The following is a 15,667-nucleotide window of genomic DNA, read 5'->3' as shown; positions in this document are numbered from 1 at the left end:
CGATCAGCCCCGGGTCAGCTTCTTGTAGGTGGCACGGTGCGGACGGGCGGCGTCCGGACCGAGACGCTCGATCTTGTTCTTCTCGTACGACTCGAAGTTGCCCTCGAACCAGAACCACTTGGAGTCACCCTCGTAGGCGAGGATGTGCGTGGCGACCCGGTCGAGGAACCACCGGTCGTGGGAGACGACCACGGCCGCACCGGGGAACTCCAGCAGCGCGTTCTCCAGGCTGCTGAGGGTCTCGACGTCGAGGTCGTTCGTCGGCTCGTCGAGGAGCAGCAGGTTGCCGCCCTGCTTGAGGGTGAGCGCCAGGTTGAGGCGGTTGCGCTCACCACCGGAGAGGACACCGGCCGGCTTCTGCTGGTCGGGGCCCTTGAAGCCGAAGGCGGAGACGTAGGCCCGCGAGGGCATCTCGACCTGACCGACGTTGATGTAGTCGAGCTCGTCGCTGACGACGGCCCACAGCGTCTTCTTCGGGTCGATGTTCTCGCGGCTCTGGTCGACGTATGAGATCTTGACGGTCTCGCCGACCTTGATGGCGCCGGAGTCCGGGGTCTCCAGACCCTGGATCATTTTGAAGAGGGTGGTCTTGCCGGCGCCGTTGGGGCCGATGACGCCCACGATGCCGTTGCGCGGGAGCGTGAAGCTGAGGTCGTCGATGAGGACCTTGTCGCCGAAGCCCTTGGTGAGGTTGGAGACCTCGACGACGATGCTGCCGAGCCGCGGGCCCGGCGGGATCTGGATCTCCTCGAAGTCCAGCTTCCGCATCTTGTCGGCCTCGGCCGCCATCTCCTCGTAGCGGGCGAGACGGGCCTTGGACTTGGCCTGACGCCCCTTGGCGTTGGACCGCACCCACTCCAGCTCTTCCTTGAGGCGCTTGGCGCGCTTGGCGTCCTTCTGCCCCTCGACCTTGAGACGGGTCTGCTTGGTCTCGAGGTACTTGGAGTAGTTGCCCTCGTAGCCGTGCAGGCGGCCGCGGTCGACCTCGCAGATCCAGCCGGCGACGTTGTCGAGGAAGTACCGGTCGTGGGTCACGGCCACGATGGTGCCCTCGTACTTGGCGAGGTGCTGCTCCAGCCAGTTCACCGACTCGGCGTCGAGGTGGTTGGTGGGCTCGTCGAGGAGCAGCAGGTCGGGGGCCTCCAGCAGCAGCTTGCACAGCGCGACGCGGCGCTTCTCACCGCCGGAGAGGTTGACGACGGGCCAGTCGCCGGGCGGGCAGCCGAGCGCGTCCATGGCCTGCTCGAGCTGGGCGTCGAGGTCCCAGGCGTTGGAGTGGTCGAGGTCCTCCTGGAGCTTGCCCATCTCCTCGAGCAGCGCGTCGGAGTAGTCGGTGGCCATCAGCTCGGCGATCTCGTTGAACCGGTCGAGCTTGCCCTTGACCTCGGAGACGCCCTCCTGGACGTTCTCCAGGACGGTCTTCTCCTCGTTGAGCTTGGGCTCCTGCATCAGGATGCCGACGGTGTATCCGGGCGACAGGAAGGCGTCACCGTTCGACGGCTGCTCCAGCCCCGCCATGATCTTCAGAATGGTCGACTTACCGGCTCCGTTCGGGCCGACCACACCGATCTTCGCGCCGGGCAGGAAGTTCAGCGAGACGTCGTCAAGGATGACCTTGTCGCCGATTGCCTTGCGCGTCTTGCGCATGGTGTAGATGTACTCAGCCAAGAGAAACCGTCCGGCAGCTTGAAATCAGGCAGTGGGCAGATACACCCCATCTTGCCCGACGTCCAGCCCGCGACGGAAACCCGTATACCAGAACGCCCCTCACCTGGGGTTTCTCCGACGGTGCCGTGACTTGACCGTCACTGTCGGTCGCGAACGCCCCGCGTGGCAACGGCGTGATTCTCGGCGCGTCGTCCGGATATGCCTGGATTCTTCACATTAGCCTCTCGTAACTGTACGGAGTCGATCCGTCACGGATCGCACCCACCTCACTCCATCGGAGATGACATGCACAAGCTTCAGAAGGCTGCCGTCGTGGTCGTCGCCCTTGGCAGCGTCGGCCTGCTGGGCACCGGCACTGCGACCGCCCAGGGCCTCGACGGGCACGGCGGCAAGGGCGGGGACAAGGTCAGCGTGCTGCAGAGCTCCAACTGCAAGTCGCACGACCTGAACCTCGACGTCCTCGGCCAGGTCGGCATCCTCAACGGCGCCCTGGGCAACGCTCTCAACGGCGAGGGCAACACGGGCGCGCAGGACACCCACCTCGGCTCCACGATGGGCTGCGACAACAGCGCCTTCTGAGCCACCGCCTTGGTACGGGGCTCCTGACCACGCCTCATGCCGTGCCGAACTCGGCATGAGGCGTGGGCGGGTGCGGTCCGGTGCACCAGGCGCGAACCGCCGGTGGAGTACGGGCCGCGTCAGTCGGCCCATGGGTTGTCCCGCCGACAGCAGTGCACCGGCGCCCAGGCGTCCCGGAAAAGCGGCCAGGGGCCTGATCCGAGCAACGGATCAGGCCCCTGGCCGCATGTGTGGCTATGTGTGGCTTCCCCGGCCGGACTCAGTCCTGGGCCGAGGCCTCCCTCTTGCGCACGATGACCAGTGCCGCACCGCCGAGCACGACGAACCCGATCGCGACGCCCGCGATCAGGGGGGTCATGGAGGAGCCGCCGGTCGCGGCGAGGTTGGTGTCGTCGGACGCCGAGCCGACCGTCGCGGGGCTGGGCTCGTCGAGGGTCTGGGTGACGGTGCCGGCCGCGTCGGCCTCGCCCGCCTGCGTCATGCAGTCCAGCACGCCGGTGAACCGCTTCTCGAAGCCGCCCGGCCCCTCGATGGTGAAGTCGTACGCCTGGTCCTCCTGGAGCGGGACCGTCACCGTGCGGGACTCGCCCGCGGCGATGCTGTACTCGATGCCGAGCAGCTCGAAGGTGAACGGTGCGTCGCCCTCGTTGGCGGCGGTGATGTCGACGCCGCCCTTGTCGCAGTTCTCCGCCGCGGACAGGGCCGGTATCGCGCCGGTCTCCGCCCACGTCGCGCTCGCCGTCGCCGAGACGGTCGACTCGCTGGAGCCGGCCAGGATCTGGGTCTGGCTGCGGCTCTCGGCGGCGAAGGCACGCCCCACCGGGACGGTCGTCGAGGCCTGCACGGTCAGTTCCGCCTGGCCGTCCGCTGCGTCCTCGGGGACGTCGAAGAACACCTGGGCGCCGTTCACGGCGGTGGTGACGACCTTGCCGTCCTTGTCGACGATCCGCACCCCGCTGGTGGCGGCGTCGGCGGGCGGGGTCAGCGTCACGCCGTCCGCGTCGGTGCGCACCGTCACCGGACCGAGCCGCTCACCGGCGTGCCCGGAGACCGCGGGCGGCTCCAGCGTCAGCGACGCCTCGGGCTCGGCGACGCCGCGCGCGCTCTTCTCCAGGTAGTCCGCGAGCTTCTCGGCCTGCGGGTCGACGGCGTCGACCTCGACCCCGTCCGAATAACGCCAGATGGCCACCTGCGTGCCGGCCGCCGCGTCCTGCTCGGTGAGGCCGCCCTTGAAGCCGGCCTTGGCGGCGAGTGCCGCGAGGTCGTTCACCTGCGGGTAGGAGTTCTGCAGGATCCAGCGGATCCTGCCGGCGTCATCGTTGGCGCCCAGCGAGGTGCCGCTCCACGGTGTCTCGTGGTACTTGGCGTCGCGCTGGGTGGGGTTGTGGATGTCGACGCAGTACGTCTGGAGCATGCCGCCGCCGTCGACGGACATCTCGAACAGACCGGCCGAGATCTCCTGGTCGCCGGAGTCGGTGTGGACGACCGCGCCGCCGTACGTCTTCAGGCCGCCTATGGTGGCGGTCGCCCCGCCCTGGCTCGGCGCCGCCGTGTCGGCAGCGGGCGCGGCCGCGGCGGTGCCGGCCAGCACCGTGACGGCGGCGAGCCCGGACACCAGGGTCGCGGCGGCCAGACGCGCCGCCCCTCGCCCGCGCGCCGACAGCGCTGAGAACGCAGCAAACACAGAATTCCCCTTCGAGCAGGACCCGTTGACGTGGGGGAAGGTCCCACCAGCAGACTCTTAAGCCCCGAGAGCTATGCCCGGCATCCTAAATACGTGGCGCACCACGCTTCCCGGGGATCCCGCCGCCGGGCCGATCCGACTCGGAATCGTTATCGCCAAGATCCCTTGCGAGCAGGGCTTATCGACAAATCCACCGGGTCCGTTCGGCGCGCATTCATCGATAAGCCGCAGTTCGGTCAGGCCTCTTCAGTGACTGACGTCACGTCACCACCGCTGGTTCCACGCCCTGTTGGGATTCGGCGTCGCCCGGGGCAGGCGTCTCCCAGTCCGGCTCGGGTTGCGGCGGTCCCGCGGCGACCGCCGCATCCGGCCTCGACCCGCGTCGGAAGGCCGAGGTGCCGCGCGACAGATCGTGGCCGATCGCCAGCGCGTCGATGTCCGCCGAGGTCCAGCTCTGCCCCTCGCGCACGTCCGAGCGCACCTTCAGCCTGCCCTGCACCACCACCGGATCGCCGACGTTCAGCGAGGCGGCGGTGTTCGTGGCGAGCTGGCGATTGGCCCACACCGTGAAGAAGTTGGTGTGGCCGTCGGTCCACTCGTTCTTCCCGCGGTCCAGGTAGCGCGAGGTCACCGCCAGCCGGAAGCGGGCGGACGGTCCCGTCGCCAGCTCCCGGTACACCGGCTGCGTCGCCACGTTCCCCACCGCGCAGACGATCGTCTCGTTCATCGCATACCCCTCCCTCACCCGGCCGCTCGCGCCGGGCGGATACGCCGACGGGCCCGTCCCGTACGGCTGCGTCCGACCCGACGGCGGCGCACCCGGACGTACCGGGTGTGCCGCCGTCACCGCGGTCGACCGCTTCCGTCGCGATCGCCGCGAAGCCAGACTGCCTCCGTCGGGCCGAGCCCGCAGAGCCCTGTGGATCACCGCCGGTCTGTGGATATCTCCGTCACCCACACGGGTGGCCGCACCTACCCGCGCCCGGCGGCGCCCCTGCTCACCTCCCGGTGGACCCCACCCCCATGACCCGCCCGTACTGCTCCCGGACCTCCCGGTACCGCAGCAGCTCCGCCGCCACCGGATCAAGCACCCGGGCCCGCCCGCACCCGGCCGCCGCCTCCCTGAGCCGTCGTTCCGCGTCGGTGCCGTACCGCCGCGCCGGACCTCGCGCCGCCATCCGGCAGCCCCACTCGACGAACGGGCCGCCGACGATGCCGGCCACCATCAGCAGCACCGGCACACCCAGGTTGGGCTCCATGACGCCGACGATCTGCGCCACCAGCCACAGCCCGCCGACGATCTGAAGGATCGTCATCGACGCCTGCACCAGGACGGCCGCCGGCCACCAGCCCGGACGCGGTGGCCGCCCAGGCGGCAGTCCCGCCCGCGCGGCCAGGTCGTCGAGCGCCTCGGGCAGCCCCTGGGCACCCCGTACGGCCGCCTCGCGCACCGCCTGCGCCCACGGCGTGGGCAGCCCGGCGGAGGCCCGGTCGGCGACCGTGCGCACCGCCTGCTCGACGCGCTGGCGCGCGGTGGCCTCCTCGTCCGTCTGCGTCTTCAAGGACAGCCGTCCCGTCGGCGGCTCGCTCCGGTCCTGGTACCACCGGTACAGCCGCAGCCAGGGCGTCCCGCACGCGCGGTTGGCGTTGCGCAGCCACGCCCGCTCGGCGGCCTCGCCCGCGGCGGTGGCGCCGATCGCGTCCGCGAGCCGGGCCGAGAACTCGTCCCGGGCCTCCTCGCTGAGCCCGGTCCGGCGCCGCGCGGCGTACACGGGCCGCAGTCCCAGCCCGGCGGAGTCCACGTCGGCGGAGATCCGGCGCGCCGCGGCCCCGCGTTCGGTCACGAACTCGCCGAGCGCCTCCCGCAGGTCGCCGACACCGTCGCCGGTGAGCGCGGACAGCGCGAGCACGACGGCGCCCGGTTCGCCGTGCTCGCCCAGCGCGATGCCGTCCTCGTCGAGGAGCCGCCGCAGGTCGTCGAGGACCTGGTCGGTGGCCTCCCCGGGGAGCCGGTCGGTCTGGTTGAGGACGACGAACATGATCTCGGCGTGCCCGGCCATGGGCCGCAGATAGCGCTCGTGCAGCACCGCGTCGGCGTACTTCTCCGGGTCGACGACCCAGATCACCGCGTCGACGAGCGCCAGGACCCGGTCGACCTGCTCGCGGTGCTGTACGGCCGCCGAGTCGTGGTCGGGCAGGTCGACCAGGACGAGCCCACGCAGCTGCCCGTCCGAGGCCGCGTTCTGCGCGGGGCGGCGCCGCAGACGGGGCGGGATGCCGAGCCGGTCGATGAGGCCGGCCGCGCCGTCGCTCCAGCTGCACGCGAGCGGCGAGGAGGTCGTCGGCCGCCGTACGCCCGTCTCCGAGATGGTCACCCCGGCGAGCGCGTTGAACAGCTGCGACTTGCCGCTGCCCGTGGCGCCCGCGATGGCGACGACCGTGTGCTGGCCGGAGAGTCTGCGCCGCGCGGCGGCCTCGTCGAGCACGCGGCCCGCCTCGGCGAGGGTCTTGCCGTCGAGCCGGGTGCGCGAGAGGCCGACCAGTTCGCGCAGCGCGTCGAGCCGCGACCGCAGCGCCCCGTCGTAGGCGAGCGGCGTCACGGACTGCTGCGGCCCGGAGGAGGCCCGCGCCTCCACGACGGGGGGCTGCTCCACGGGAGCGGCCTCGTTGACCCGCCGGGCGATCAGGCCGTCGTCCCAGGGGGTCGAGGACTCCGCGCCGGTGGACGGGTCCGTGCGGGGTGCGGGTTCCGTGCGGGGCGAGGAAGCCGTACGAGGGGTGGGTTCCGTACGGGAGGCCGGTTGCTCCCTGCGACGGGCGGCGCCGCCCTCCCTGCGGGCCTCCTTGCGGACGCCCGGGTCGGTGACGCTCCCCCGCGCGGGGGTGTCGCCGTCGGCCTTGGGGCTGTCGGGCTTGCGGCCGCCGGGCTCGGGCACGGCCGGGCGCCCGGCGGTGTCGGCTTCGCTCTTCCGGCCGTCACCCGAGTCGGGGACGTCCTCACGCGCGGGCGAGTCATCGGCCTCCACGCGTGCGTGGACGTCGCTCGGCCGGCCCTCCCGCTTCGCCGGCCTTCTCCAGAGCCTGCGTCTGTCCTGTTCGTCGGCGGCCACGGAGCCCTCGCTCTCGGCCGGCTGCTCCGCCTCCGCGCGGGGGGCCCGCACGGGGAGCAGGTTGTCGGCGGCGCCTTCCATGGGGGTGTCGTTCACGCGCTCGTCGTCCTTGGTGAGGCCGTCCTCCTGCTGATCGGCGTGTTCCGTGTGGTCATGGTCAGTGACGGCGGTCACCGGTCACCTCTCCTTCTGCAGTACGGACAGCGCAGCGATGAGTTCGGCCTGGGGGTCCGGGTGGACCTCCAGGGAGTCGAGCGGGGCGAGCCGTCGCTCGCGTTCGTTGTGCATGACCCGGTCCAGATGCTCGGTGAGCAGCCGCCCGGCGCGGTCGCGCAGCCGCAGCGCCCCGTGCGCCCCGATCCGCTCGGCGAGCCCCTCCCCCGCGGACCGCGCCCGCCGGCTGCCCAGCAGGGCGGTGGCGACGAGGGCGGTGACCACCTCGGAGTCCGGGGCGACGCTGCGGTCGAGGTAGCTCACCTCGTCCTCGGCGTACTCCTCGAGCTCGCGGCGCCAGCGCCGTACCGCCATGCCGATGCGGTGCTCGACGCTCGTCGGCTTGGGGTCACTGCCCGTCAGCTCGGGCGCGGCGGCCGCCGGTTCGCGCTGCCAGGCGTCGTCCACGCGCTCGTCGGCGGCGGTGACCGCGCACAGCAGGAGCGTGCTCAGGCTCTCCACCAGCGAGTCGAGGAGCTCGCCCGCGGTGCAGTCGAGCGGGAAGGCCCGCCAGCGCTTGAGGGCGTCCCCGGCGAGCACGGCGCCGGCCTGGAGACGGCCACGCACGCGTGCGTACTCGCCGTCGTAGGCGCTGTCCACGGCGGCGGTGAGCCGCAGGGCCGCCGAGTACTGGGCGGCGGCCGCACTGGCGAGCTCGGGCATGCGGGACTTGAGGGAGTCCAGGAGGCCGTACGCGGTACGGGCCATGACGTGATCGCGTGCCGCGGGGTCCTGGGCCTGGTGGACGAGCCAGGTGCGCAGCCCCGCCACGGCGGTGGCCGGCAGCAGCCCGCCGCCCCAGGCCGACTCGGGCAGCTCGGGCACGGTGAAGCGGGGCACCTCGCCGAGGCCGGCCTTGGTGAGGAGGGCGCCGTACTGGCGCGAGACCTCGGAGACGACCTGGTGGGGCACCCGGTCGAGGACGGTCACGAGGGTGGCGTCGTACTCCTTGGCGGTGCGCAGCAGGTGCCAGGGGACGGCGTCGGCGTAGCGGGCCGCCGTGGTGACCATCACCCAGATGTCGGCGGCGCAGATCAGTTCGGCGGCGAGGGCACGGTTGTCGGCGATGAGGGAGTCGATGTCGGGCGCGTCCAGGAGGGCGAGGCCGGCCGGCAGCGTGTCGGCGGTCTCGATCCGCAGCACGCGTTCGCTGTCCTCGCCGGGCAGCATCAGCTCCTCGGCCGGGTCGGGTTCGGGCACCCACACGCGCGTGAGGTCGGGCAGTACGCGCATCCCGCTGAACCAGTGGTGGTCCTCGGGATGGCAGACCAGCACCGGGTTCCGCGTCGTCGGGCGCAGCACGCCCGCCTCGGTCACGCGCCTGCCCACCAGGGAGTTGACGAGCGTCGACTTGCCGGCGCCGGTGGAACCGCCCACCACGGCCAGCAAGGGCGCTTCGGGCTCCTTCAGGCGGGGCACCAAGTAGTCGTCGAGTTGCGCGAGCAGTTCGTCGCGGTTGGCACGCGCGCGTGGCGCTCCCGCGAGGGGCAGCGGGAAGCGTGCGGCCGCGACACGGTCGCGCAGGGCGGAAAGTGCGTCGAGCAGCTGAGGCCGTACGTCCAAGGTCACCACATGCGAAGAATGCCCAATTTTAGGGGAATTCTGAAGCATATGAGCATGTCTGCGCGCCGATAGGACACAAGGGACGGAAGGGGCGACTGGGACACGGGCACAGTCCAGGCATAACGAGTGCACAACACCCGGTGCGCGAGAGGCCAAAAGCGGTGCACGATTCGTACCTGCCTGCGATTATCAGGACCGCTTCACCGAACCTCCACACCGAGCCACGGAGGCGAAGCAACAGGGACACGGATGCGGGAGCCCTATCCTTGTCCCCGGCAACGTCACGGTTCGGCCCACACCCGGGCACCACGAACGAGGCCACCACAACCGGCCCCCGTAGCTCAGTGGATAGAGCAGGCGCCTTCTAAGCGCTTGGCCGCAGGTTCGAGTCCTGCCGGGGGCGCCCAGTCTCCGCCCTCCTTCGGGAGGGCGTTTTTGCTGTTCAGAGCGCATATCAAGGGTCACGGCGAAGCCCCGGACGCCAGCTATGTGATCTCGAACATGTGTCGAACGGGACGGCCGCGCTCTCCACCTGTCGCTTGTACAGACGCGACCGCCTTTTGCGGCAGCCCGTGACGGTGAGGTGGGAGTGTCAAGTCAGCCGAAGTCGTTCGTGGCGGGGGTGGGGCGAGTACTGATGGTCTCGTCGTACGTCGGCATAGTGGTGCCGTACGAGGTGCGCGGGTCCAGTGGTCCGTCGCCGGACCCTCCGCCCACCGGTTGGACGCCCGAGGTGCTGCCCGGGTGCCCGACGGCGTGGCGCTCGCCCGTACCGGGGCGCAGAACCGCGGGCATTTCACCGGAGGTGGCCTGTGCCGAGGTGCCGGTTTTCTCGAAGTCCTGGGACGCCCGCTGGTCGTTCCATTCATGGCCGTCCGCCGACGACCTGAGGTTGTCCCGGCCGGCCTGGAGGCGGGAGTGCAGACCGTCGAGGGCCGGCTTCCAGCTGGTGGCGATCTCTGTCAAGGCGGGGCCGACCGACCAGCCGGTGAGCGAGGTGCCCGCGGTCCCCGATTCCCTGACGGCCTTGTCAGCCGGCCCCTTCATGGTTTGGGAAATACCGTCGCAGGCGCCGGCGGACGCGCGCAGTTCGGCCGGGTCGACGTTGGTGCTCCGAGACACGTCCAGTTCCTCTCGATCGGTCAGAACTGCTGCTGCTTTGCGCCGGGCGGGAGCATGCAGGGGGTGCGTACGGAGAAGGAGAGCGCTTGGGGCTTCGTCTTGCCGGAGCCGACGGTCTCGGCCGTCACGCGATAGGAGTTCTCCTTGTTGGCGGCCCTGAACACCGCCGACTCATAGGCGTCCTTGAACTCCCGGTATCCCGTGACCTCGTACCCCTGCTCGGAGAGCTCCTGACGGAGCGTCTTCACGACGCGTGTGTGTTCCGTGACGGGCGCCGGGGAGTTGACGTAGTAGAAGAGGCTGTACCGGCCGTCCTCGGCCACCTCGTCGTTCGCCCCGACACAGGCCTCGAAGTGCACCCTGGCCGTCGAGGGGGTGAGCTCGACATCGGTGATCCTGGCCATGTACGCGGTGTAGTCCTTGGCCCACTTCAGCGCGGCGTCCTTCTCCATCCGCGGCAGCGGGGTGTTCGCGTCGTCGCTTCGGGACACACAACCTCCAGTTGAAAGCAGAACCGCGGAGACGGCGAGCAGCGCCTGGAGGAAAGGCTTAGAGACCAGGGACGACATAGGCGTCCGGCGGCATCTCGGAGCCTTCCTTGGGAACCTCTGTGGGCTGCCTGCCTGCAATGATCGCTCCCTGGTTGTCGAGGGACTCGCTGGGTCCGTACGGCCCGCTGTCCCAATAGCCGCTGTGGCCATGGGTGTCGACCTCGAAGTTGTTGCCACCGAAGCCTCCAAGCGTCGGGTCGCGGCCGAGGGTGTAGTCGGAGGTGTTGTCGGCGACGGCGTCGTCCTCCGCGGTACCGACCCACACGTGCTCGGGATCCATCTGGAGATCCTCGGCTTCGTCCACTGTCATCCCAGGACTACCGACTGCAACCACGTCGTCCGCGCCCAGACCGGAGCCTCCGGCTGCGGCCGCACCCACGACTGTGGAGCCGTAGCTGTGTCCGATGACGGTGGTGTGGCTCGGCGACCCGTCATGCGCGGCGTGCGAGCCCGCCACGAATTGCCGCAGGTCAGGAGCGGCGTCCTCGGCTCGCCCGGTTCCGCCGACGCTGGTGAAGTCGGTCGCGGACGCCTCGGGAGCGTCGTAGCCGAGCCAGGTGACCATCGCCACGCTCTCGCCGTTGGACCGGCTCTCCGCCGCCGACTGCAGCCTGTCGATGCGCTCGAGCTGACCGGGTACGGCGTCCATGTTGGTGTTCGTGCCTGGCACCAGGATGCCGGTGTGCGCGGCCGTGTCCGGGTTGCCCATGGCGATGATGGCCCGTCCGTCGTCCTTGGAGTCGTAGCCGAGGAGGTACAGCTCCTTGCCCTTGGGCGCGGCGTCCGCGGCTTCGAGCCGGTCGTTCAGCACCTGGAGGTTGCCCAGGCGCCTGTTGACGGTTTCATCGGTGTCTCCCGGGAAGCCTTCGTCCCAGTTGCCCTCCTGGATCAGATTGATCTCCTGGGCGAGGGCCGTGCGATTGGCGTCGTCGCGCACGTCCGACGGCAGACCGTCGGTCGCTCCGATCTGCTTCGGGTAGAGCGTGGTGTAGGTCTGACGCTCCTCGGGGCTGAGGGCCTTCCACCAGTCGGCGGCAGCCTTCGGGTCGTCCGCGGGGATCTGCGGGGCCTGGACACCCACGGCTTTCATCGCGTCCTTGACGTCCCGGGCGGATTCCGCCGCCGCGTCGTGGCTGAGCGGATCGGTGAGAATGTCGCCGTTCAGCTCGGCGAGGGCCCTCGCGCCGTCGTTACTGGCCTTGTGCGCGGCGGCCAGGGCCTCGTCGATGGCGGCGCGGTGCTCCCCGAGCAGGGCGCTGCGGTCCGCGATGATCTGCTGTGCGTCGGGGTCCTGGCGTGGAAGGCCAGAGGTGGTCGGATCGCTGACCCAGCCGTCGTTGTCGACTGCGAAGCCGTCCTGCTCCGCACGCCGCACCGCGTTACGGAGGTCGGTCTGGGACTGCTCCATCCAGAACCTGGTGGTGTTGAGGACCTCGGCGATGGCCATCGCTTCCGTCTCGACCACACCGATGCGCGACTCGACGTCCTCCAGGTAGAAGAAGGCCGCGTCGGCGTCATCGCCCTTCCAGGACTGGTGCAACGGCCCGGTCACCTGCCGGCGGTGGCGGTCGGTGAGTGAGTCCATGGTCGTCGAGAGCCCGCGCCAGGACTTGGCCGCGGCATCCAGGTCGGAGAAGTCCTGCTTCATCAGCCGGGAGAAGTCAGAGGCCACGTCGGCTCCCGCTCGGCCGGCCCGAGGATCGCGCGGAGCATGGTAAGCCGACCCAAGTAGGCATATGGCAACCCCCGTTGCTACTCACTCATGAGTTCGAAGCGCTCAGCCTAGCCGACGTGTTCTCCTCCAAGACCGTTGCTTCTGGATCACCTCGTGTCGAGTGGCAAGGCCCGTCACTGCGACGAAAGCCGTAGGCAGGCAAGGGGTTTGGGAGAGCCGGGCCGAAGCCAGGGGCGAGGCGACCGGAGGATGACCGTTCGGCCATGCGCCGGCCGCGTCGACCCCTCTTCCTATCGGCGACCGTGAACCGGCTCCGGGCCGTGTCGAATGCGTATCGACGGCAGGTGACAAGCCTCGATCGGAAGGGGTAGCTTCCCAGGTCAGTGGCGGATCTCTGGTGGACACGCCAAGCGGGCCCTTCCAAGCGCTTGGCCGCAGGTTCGAGTCCTGCCGGGGGCGCCCAGTCTCCGCCCTCCTTCGGGAGGGCGTTTTTGCTGTTCAGGGGAGGGACGGGCGGTGGGGCGGAACCTGGTGTGGCTGTTGGTCGGGGTCGTCGTGCTCGGGGTCGGGGTGGCCTCGGCCCTTCAGGTTCGCGGGGCGCTCGAGCGGGAGCGGGAGTATCGGGCCGCGTCCGAGTGCGCGTCCGTCCCCGTCACTGCCTCCGCCTGCCTCTGGGAACAGGAATTCACCGTTCGCAGCGCCGATACGAACCGGCGGGAACGGAACAGGTCACCGGAAGCCGTGCTGGTGCTGCCCTCGGGCAAGACCTGGGACGTGACGTTCCGGCAGACCGGTCCGGTGCTCTCCGGGATGGAACCGGACGACGAGGTCGTCGGGGTGATCTGGCACGGGCGGGTCGTCGAGGTACGGGACGCCGACGGGCGACGGCAGCAGACCTCCGACGGCCCGGTGGGCTGGCCCGCGGACCGGCTGGGCGGCGCGCTCGCCTGCATCCCCGGCGGGCTGGCCGCCGTCGCGGGCGGGCTGTGGGCCCTTCTCGCACGCGGCAACCGGCGTCACGCCGCGGCGGCGACCGTGGTGCGGTGGCACGGTGTCGCCATCGGCGCGGCGGCCCTGCTGACGCTCTGGGCAAAGTCGGGAAATGACTGGCCGATGTGGGCGCTGCCGGCGATCTGGGGCCCGATCACGCTGATCCTCCTCGCCTGCATGACGGGCTTCGTGATCGCCGCCCTGCGCGGCGAACTGGAGGACGACACGCCGTCAGGCCCAGCGGGGCAGGCGCCACCGCCCGTCCCCAGCCCTGTCCCTGCGCCGGCGCCGGCTCCCGGCCCATCCCCCACACCACCACTCACCCCCAGCCCACCCCCTACGCCGCCGCCCGCACGGCCCTCCCCCTGACCCCCAGATTCCGATGGATCTCGTACGTCGCCGGTGAGCGGTTCAGGGTGATGTAGTGCAGGCCCGGGGCGCCCTCCGTCAGCAGGCGGGCGGCCATCTGCGTGGCGTGGGCCACGCCGATGCGGTGGCCCTCTGCCGGGTCGTCGCGGGCGGCCTCCAGGCGTTGCGCCAGGTCGGCCGGGAAGGACGCGTTGCTGAGCTGGGCGAAGCGGCGGATCTGGCGTACGTCGGTGGCCGGCATGATCTCCGGGATGATCGGCGTCGTGCAGCCCGCCGCCGTCACCCGGTCCCGCAGGCGCAGGTAGTCCTCGGCGTCGAAGAACATCTGCGTGATCGCGTAGTCAGCGCCGGCCCGGCACTTGGCGACGAAGTGCCTGATGTCGCTCTCCCAGTCCGGTGAGCGCGGGTGCCGTTCGGGGAAGGCCGCGACTCCGACGCTGAAGTCGCTGATGTCCTTTACCAGGGCGACCAGTTCATGGGCGTGGGTGAAGCCCTCGGGGTGCGGGATCCAGGGGCCGTTCGGGTCGCCGGGCGGGTCGCCGCGCAGGACGAGGACGTCCCGGACCCCGGCGTCGGCGTACTGGCCGATGATGTGGCGCAGCTCGGCCACGCTGTGGTCCACGGCCGTCAGATGGGCGACCGGCCGCAACGTGGTGTGGGTCGCGAGCCGCCGCGTCACCTCGACCGTGCGGTCCTTCGAGGAGCCTCCCGCCCCGTAGGTGACCGACACGAAGGTGGGTGACAGCGGCTCGATCCGGCGTACGGCGTCCCACAGGCCGCGGGTGCCGGACTCGGTCTTCGGGGCGAAGAACTCGAAGGAGAACGTGGGCGTGGCGGCCGCGAGATCGCGGGCGAGCATCTCGCGCAGGGTCGTCGTCGTGCTGCGGCGCACGGTCGTCGTCATGTCGGCGTGCGGGGTCGTCGTCGTACTGCTGCGCGGGGTCGGCGTCATGCTGCTCCCTGGTGGACGCTGGGGGCGGGCAAGGGCGATCGGCCCGTACGGGGCGTCCGTACGGGCCGAGGGGCGGGCGCGCGTGCGGCGCGCGCCGTCACAGCGTGGCGAGGCCCAGCACCAGCGGGGCGGCCGAGACCAGCACCAGCACGAAGGGCACCGGTACGCCCTTGACGTCCTTCACCCGCAGGTGGGAGATGACCGCGCCGATGAAGAAGAGCACCACGCCGATGGCGGCGGCGATGCCCAGCGGCCGGTAGAAGATGCCGATCAGCAGGCCCGCGGCACCGGCGAACTTCAGCAGCGCCAGCATCGTGTACCAGTTGCTCGGCACGCCGAGCCGGGTCAGCGTCTCCACGATGTCCTTGTCCTTGACCAGCATGCTGCGGCCGGAGAACACCAGCAGGAACGACACGATCACGGCGAGCACTATGTATGCTATGTACATGACTTCTCCGGGGAGTGGGAGGGGTGAGCGGAGGGGACGGGGCGGTGGGAAAGGAACGAGGGCGGGGGCCGGCCTGACCTGCCCCCGCCCTCGCCGCGTCAGGCCTCGGGGTTGTAGGGGGACTTGGCGCGGGCCTCGTGCAGCGCGTTGCCCCACCAGGCGAGCTCGTCGAGCATCACCTTCAGGGCGCCGTTGGTGCCCTCGGCGTCACGCGGGGCGCCGTCCTCGCCGAACGCCTCCCAGTAGAACGGGAAGGCCAGCCCGTCGCGGATGGTGACGGCGTGCATCTCGGCGAAGACCTGGCGCAGCTGCTCGACGGCGCGCAGGCCGCCGCTCTGGGCGCCGTAGGAGACGAAGCCGACCGGCTTGGCCTGCCACTCGGTGAAGTGCCAGTCGATGAGGGCCTTCAGGGAGGCCGGGAAGCTGTGGTTGTACTCGGGGGTGACCACGACGAACGCGTCGGCCGCGGCCAGCTTCGCGGAGAGCGGGAGCATCTCGGCCGGGCGCACCTCCTCGGTCGCCATGGCGGGCGGCGTCGCCGGCAGGGAGAGCGGCAGCTCGGTCTCGGAGAGGTCGATGACCTCGACGTCGAAGGCGCTGTGCTCCTTGGCCAGGCCGGCGAACCAGTGCGTCACGACCTCGCCGAACCGGCCCTCACGGACGGAGCCGAGGATGACGGCGAGCTTCAGGGTGTTCGTGGACATGCTGAGGTGCTCCTTCATCAAGTGCTTCACATAAGGGGT

At 70.6% G+C, this 15,667-nt stretch carries 13 protein-coding genes and 1 tRNA gene; 3 read left to right on the top strand and 11 right to left on the bottom strand.

Annotation, left to right across the window (positions count from 1 at the left end):
- Positions 1–3: 3 nt before the first annotated feature.
- A complete protein-coding gene (ettA, locus tag CP983_RS28120) occupies positions 4–1,668 on the bottom strand; it encodes an energy-dependent translational throttle protein EttA (RefSeq protein ID WP_125529148.1) in 1,665 nt (554 codons plus the stop codon).
- Between the two features lie 285 nt (positions 1,669–1,953).
- Between ettA and CP983_RS28115 the strand changes: the two genes are divergently transcribed.
- Positions 1,954–2,247 (top strand): hypothetical protein, encoded by a 294-nt coding sequence (locus CP983_RS28115; protein WP_030955971.1) that lies wholly within the window; start codon positions 1,954–1,956, stop codon positions 2,245–2,247.
- A gap of 259 nt (positions 2,248–2,506) precedes the next feature.
- Here CP983_RS28115 and CP983_RS28110 read toward each other — a convergent pair whose 3' ends face one another.
- From CP983_RS28110 to CP983_RS28095, 4 genes are all read right to left on the bottom strand, one after another.
- Positions 2,507–3,931 carry a Cys-Gln thioester bond-forming surface protein gene (locus tag CP983_RS28110; protein WP_150502576.1) on the bottom strand — a complete coding sequence of 475 codons (1,425 nt, stop codon included), beginning with the start codon at positions 3,929–3,931 and terminating at the stop codon, positions 2,507–2,509.
- 259 nt (positions 3,932–4,190) lie between these two features.
- Complete coding sequence (locus tag CP983_RS28105) at positions 4,191–4,658, bottom strand: single-stranded DNA-binding protein (protein WP_150502574.1); 468 nt, start codon at positions 4,656–4,658, stop codon at positions 4,191–4,193.
- 271 nt (positions 4,659–4,929) lie between these two features.
- Positions 4,930–7,122 (bottom strand): GTPase, encoded by a 2,193-nt coding sequence (locus CP983_RS28100; RefSeq protein WP_373309822.1) that lies wholly within the window; start codon positions 7,120–7,122, stop codon positions 4,930–4,932.
- A gap of 96 nt (positions 7,123–7,218) precedes the next feature.
- Complete coding sequence (locus CP983_RS28095) at positions 7,219–8,826, bottom strand: dynamin family protein (protein WP_150502570.1); 1,608 nt, start codon at positions 8,824–8,826, stop codon at positions 7,219–7,221.
- 321 nt (positions 8,827–9,147) lie between these two features.
- Between CP983_RS28095 and CP983_RS28090 the strand changes: the two genes are divergently transcribed.
- Positions 9,148–9,220 (top strand) — tRNA-Arg (locus tag CP983_RS28090).
- Between the two features lie 194 nt (positions 9,221–9,414).
- Here the strand turns inward: CP983_RS28090 and CP983_RS28085 are convergent.
- From CP983_RS28085 to CP983_RS28075, 3 genes are read right to left on the bottom strand one after another with little or no spacing between them, the layout of a single operon-like run.
- A complete protein-coding gene (locus tag CP983_RS28085) occupies positions 9,415–9,939 on the bottom strand; it encodes a WXG100 family type VII secretion target (RefSeq protein WP_167537771.1) in 525 nt (174 codons plus the stop codon).
- Between the two features lie 20 nt (positions 9,940–9,959).
- Complete coding sequence (locus tag CP983_RS28080; RefSeq protein ID WP_150502566.1) at positions 9,960–10,430, bottom strand: hypothetical protein; 471 nt, start codon at positions 10,428–10,430, stop codon at positions 9,960–9,962.
- Positions 10,431–10,488: 58 nt separating this feature from the next.
- Complete coding sequence (locus CP983_RS28075) at positions 10,489–12,162, bottom strand: alpha/beta hydrolase (RefSeq protein WP_150502564.1); 1,674 nt, start codon at positions 12,160–12,162, stop codon at positions 10,489–10,491.
- A 519-nt stretch (positions 12,163–12,681) separates the two neighbouring features.
- Between CP983_RS28075 and CP983_RS28070 the strand changes: the two genes are divergently transcribed.
- The gene (locus CP983_RS28070) at positions 12,682–13,524 is read left to right on the top strand and encodes a hypothetical protein (protein WP_189748666.1); all 843 of its coding nucleotides are present in this window, start codon (positions 12,682–12,684) and stop codon (positions 13,522–13,524) included.
- Here the strand turns inward: CP983_RS28070 and metF are convergent.
- From metF to CP983_RS28055, 3 genes are all read right to left on the bottom strand, one after another.
- Complete coding sequence (metF, locus tag CP983_RS28065; RefSeq protein WP_150506928.1) at positions 13,493–14,383, bottom strand: methylenetetrahydrofolate reductase [NAD(P)H]; 891 nt, start codon at positions 14,381–14,383, stop codon at positions 13,493–13,495. The two genes, CP983_RS28070 and metF, sit on opposite strands and share 32 nt — an antisense overlap.
- A gap of 190 nt (positions 14,384–14,573) precedes the next feature.
- On the bottom strand, positions 14,574–14,924 hold the full coding sequence (locus tag CP983_RS28060) for a DoxX family protein (RefSeq protein WP_150502562.1): 351 nt from the start codon (positions 14,922–14,924) through the stop codon (positions 14,574–14,576).
- 98 nt (positions 14,925–15,022) lie between these two features.
- Complete coding sequence (locus tag CP983_RS28055) at positions 15,023–15,628, bottom strand: NADPH-dependent FMN reductase (protein WP_107906211.1); 606 nt, start codon at positions 15,626–15,628, stop codon at positions 15,023–15,025.
- Positions 15,629–15,667 lie beyond the last annotated feature (39 nt).

Source organism: Streptomyces chartreusis (genome assembly GCF_008704715.1).
Taxonomy (GTDB): Bacteria; Actinomycetota; Actinomycetes; order Streptomycetales; family Streptomycetaceae; genus Streptomyces; species Streptomyces chartreusis.
Note: the sequence above shows the minus strand (reverse complement) of the source record. Positions and strands in the feature narration are given on the sequence as shown.

Coding starts and splice junctions, on each gene's coding strand:
- CP983_RS28055 (WP_107906211.1), bottom strand. CDS start 15,628: ATGTCCACGAACACCCTGAAGCTCGCCGTCATCCTCGGCTCCGTCCGT.
- CP983_RS28060 (WP_150502562.1), bottom strand. CDS start 14,924: ATGTACATAGCATACATAGTGCTCGCCGTGATCGTGTCGTTCCTGCTG.
- CP983_RS28100 (WP_373309822.1), bottom strand. CDS start 7,122: ATGGAAGGCGCCGCCGACAACCTGCTCCCCGTGCGGGCCCCCCGCGCG.
- CP983_RS28105 (WP_150502574.1), bottom strand. CDS start 4,658: ATGAACGAGACGATCGTCTGCGCGGTGGGGAACGTGGCGACGCAGCCG.
- metF (WP_150506928.1), bottom strand. CDS start 14,383: ATGCTCGCCCGCGATCTCGCGGCCGCCACGCCCACGTTCTCCTTCGAG.
- CP983_RS28115 (WP_030955971.1), top strand. CDS start 1,954: ATGCACAAGCTTCAGAAGGCTGCCGTCGTGGTCGTCGCCCTTGGCAGC.